The 3106-nt window shown below is 71.9% G+C and carries 4 protein-coding genes and 1 pseudogene; all 5 read right to left on the reverse strand.

The window, feature by feature from the left end:
- Nucleotides 1-559 (reverse strand): annotated as a pseudogene (locus U9980_RS26440) (hypothetical protein); the annotation flags it as partial.
- A gap of 181 nt (nt 560-740) precedes the next feature.
- Nucleotides 741-995 (reverse strand): hypothetical protein, encoded by a 255-nt coding sequence (locus U9980_RS26445; RefSeq protein WP_322770417.1) that lies wholly within the window; start codon nt 993-995, stop codon nt 741-743.
- Nucleotides 988-1998: a DUF2637 domain-containing protein gene (locus U9980_RS26450; protein WP_322770418.1), complete on the reverse strand. Its 1011-nt coding sequence runs from the start codon at nt 1996-1998 to the stop codon at nt 988-990. The genes U9980_RS26445 and U9980_RS26450 overlap by 8 nt, the downstream gene beginning before the upstream one ends.
- Before the next feature lie 196 nt (nt 1999-2194).
- Nucleotides 2195-2764 carry a hypothetical protein gene (locus U9980_RS26455; RefSeq protein WP_322770419.1) on the reverse strand — a complete coding sequence of 190 codons (570 nt, stop codon included), beginning with the start codon at nt 2762-2764 and terminating at the stop codon, nt 2195-2197.
- Complete coding sequence (locus tag U9980_RS26460) at nt 2761-3027, reverse strand: excisionase family DNA-binding protein (protein ID WP_322770420.1); 267 nt, start codon at nt 3025-3027, stop codon at nt 2761-2763. Before U9980_RS26460 ends, U9980_RS26455 begins: the two co-directional genes overlap by 4 nt.
- Nucleotides 3028-3106: the final 79 nt, after the last annotated feature.

Consider the following 3106-nt stretch of genomic DNA (forward strand, 5'->3'; position numbering starts at 1 on the left):
GCACCAGCCATGCCGCCACGTACAGCGCCACGCTCACCGGGATCGCGAGCAGCACGCAGTACGCCTGTCCCAGCCGCCGCCACGTTGTCGCGTCCGGGGCGCACCACTGCCCGGCCGCGGCGTAGCGGACCAGCGCCGCCGGTTCCGTGGGCGGCGCCGACCACACCGACGGCCACTGGCCGATCGCCACCTCCCACACCCGGCGGGCAACCCGGCTCCGCGTCTCGGTCGGCGTCTGGTCGACCAGTGCGGTCTCGCCGGCGGGAACGGGGTCGATCCGCGGGGCCTTGAGCAGATCCGCGCCGGGCACGGTCGTCGCTTCCTCGCCGGCCACCGTCTGCTCCTGTTCTCCTGTTGCGGCGAGCTGGGTCCGATCCGGGCCTGCGTGGCCGGTCCACACATCACGACCGCAGTCGCCGTCAGGTTCGCCGTCGTGTTCGCCGTCGGCGCAGATCAGCCGCTGCCCGCCGGTCAGCAGACAGATCGCCCGGTCGCAGTCGTCGTCGTGGGCCGTGCCGATCGGAACCTGACAGTCGGGGCACAGTGCGGTGACGCTCACCGCGTCCACCCCCCGCCCCGGCGCTCACCGGCGGTCACCGGCCGCCGGCCGGTTAGACTCGCCGAGGTCTCGCGCATGCGCGTGCGCGCGCGTCGGCACGCGCGGTGGCCCTCGATCCGGGGGGCCGTCGGCCGCTCTCCACCGTCCACTGGACAGTCGAGTGGACGGTCACTCCTCGTGCTCATCGCGGCCTCCCGTGGAGCCGTGCGACCACCTCGGTGATCTGCCGGACGAGAGCGTCGACCTCCCGGTCCGCGTGAACGGCCGGGGCGTCGGCTAGGGCGCCGCGCAGGTAATCGACCGCGACACCGAGGCGGTCCGTCGGCCGGTGGGCCGTTCCCAACCGGGTCACGAACATCCGCTGCCGGCGTTGTTGACGGGTGGCGATCCGGCCGTCGCCGGCCGTGCGCCGATCCGTTGCCGTCGGGCTAGGCACCGGACACCCCCACCCCGGCCAGGGCGGGCACAGCCGCGGCATCCTGCTGCTGCGCCTGGGCGGCCCGCAGTTCCCGCAGGACCACCCGGCCAACCGTCCGTGTTCCGAACTGCCGGTCCAGATCGGCGCCCGTGATGGGGACCCCAGCGTCGAGCTGGCTCTGTGCCCACGCCCGCATCTCGTTGCGCTGCGACCGCGGAGAGCGAGATCTCTCGTTCGGTTCCGAGCGAGACGTCTCGCTCGGAACGGGAGCCGTGAGAACCGGCGTCTCGGTCCGGGTCGTCTCGCTCCCCACCGGGCGAGACGTCTTCCTCGGGACGGAGGTGGTGAGAGCCGGGGTCGGCCACACCGGCGCCTCGAACGTCTCCCGTGGTTCGTCATCGGCCGGCGCCTCCCGCTGCGCCCCGATCTCCGCGACCGCGTCGGCCAGCCGGGACAGGGCGGCCCGCGACGTCGAGTCCGCGGCCGGGTCGGTCACCGCGAGGACGTGCCGGCGCCACTGGCCGATCTCACGGACCGGGTCCAACAGCACCCGGATCGGACGCAGCGGCGGCACCGGTTCCAGCCGGGTGTGGCGCGAGATCTCCCCGCGAGCGCTCAGCACCTGCTTGCGCAGCTCACCGAGGAGCACCTCGAAGGCGATCCCGGCGAGCGTGGGCACCGCGCAGGCCACGATGACGGTCTTCAGATCACCGCCGGTGCGGCTCCACGCGTTCAGACCGTTCGACGCCACCGACCCGCCGACCGCGAGCGCGGTACCCAGCCGGGCGGCGGTCGCCGGACGGCCATCGACCGCCGCCGAGAACGCCACCGCTCCCATCGCGACCGGCAGACCGTCGGCGACTGCGGGCAGCAGCCAGTCGATCGTGAATCCGAGACGATGCGCGAACTCGCTCTGCTCCTTGAACGACCACACCGCACCGGCCGCCCACACCCCGGCCACCAGGACCAGCGCCAGGAGCAGCGGCCCGGACAGCGTCCGGCGGGCGATTCGGGTGGTCATGAGTCGCCCCGCGGCCGATCCCACTTCCACGTCCAGTAGTGGGCGGACGAGATCGTGCAGCTTGGGTTGTCGCAGGCAAGACCGATAGTCGCCATGCCGTCCGCATCGAAATGCGCCGTGCCGGACGGCCGGAGGGTGCCCGTACCGCAGGAACACCGCTTGGTCGCATTGCTGGGGATTGCTTTACTCCAGGCCATCACGCCACCACCGGTGTGCCGGCGGAGGTGTCACCGTCGTGGCCGGGGTCGTCGCCAACCGCGGCCAGCCGGTTCGCCGCTTCCACCAGGTCGGGGTCGTCGCGTACGTGGGCGAAGGCGTGGACAGACTGGCCAAGGAAGCTGCCGTCACAAGCCAGCCACAGCTTGCCCTCCTCCGGATGGGGCGTAACGATCAGCTGGGCATCGAGCAGCCCCGCGAGAGCCCCCATCAGGGTGATCTCGATAAGGTCCTCGTCCTGCTTGGTCAGCCCCCGGCCGACCGGGCTGCCGGGTTGCACTGCGATCGGCGAGCGGGGATACGGGGTGACGTTGAAGTAGACGTGGGCGTCGGCATCCACCTGGGCGATTCGGTCGATCAGGGCGGCCGCGGCACGGAGCTTGCCTGCTTGCCCAGCCAGGCGGCTACCGGCGTCTTCGTCGGTGACGGAGTCGATCAGGTTGCCGCAATCGCAGGTGACGGCGGCGTGGTTGTCGGCGCTGGCGTCACCACCGGATCCGGGTGCGGGGATCGGCAACGACAGCCGGGTTATCGCCTGCACGCGGTTCACGCGGCACCTCCCGCAGGCGCGGGGGCCAGCTCCGCGGCGACGGCGGTCAGGCCGCCGTCGGCCACGTCGAGTAGCCGGGTGATGAACGTGCGGGGGACGCGGTAGGCGCGGCCGACCACCACAGCGGGCATCGCCCGGTCGTGGATCGCCCGGCGAACGGTCATCTCGCTGACCCGAAGCGCTTGCGCCGCTTCCCGCACCGTCATCAACGGGTGCGGTGAACTCGGGTCCTCAGTCGAGGGCGCGCTAGCCTTGATCTGCATCGATGAGATCCCTTCAAGATCCGATGCTCTGGGGTTCCGGTGGGTGGCAGCCCGCCGGAACCCCGTTTTTCCTCAGAGG

Source organism: Protofrankia sp. Cr1 (assembly GCF_963555865.1).
Taxonomy (GTDB): domain Bacteria; phylum Actinomycetota; class Actinomycetes; order Frankiales; family Frankiaceae; genus Protofrankia.

Excerpts from the sequence above, each read along its gene's own strand:
- U9980_RS26450 (WP_322770418.1), bottom strand. The coding sequence starts at position 1,998 with ATGACCACCCGAATCGCCCGCCGGACGCTGTCCGGGCCGCTGCTCCTG.
- U9980_RS26460 (WP_322770420.1), bottom strand. The coding sequence starts at position 3,027 with ATGCAGATCAAGGCTAGCGCGCCCTCGACTGAGGACCCGAGTTCACCG.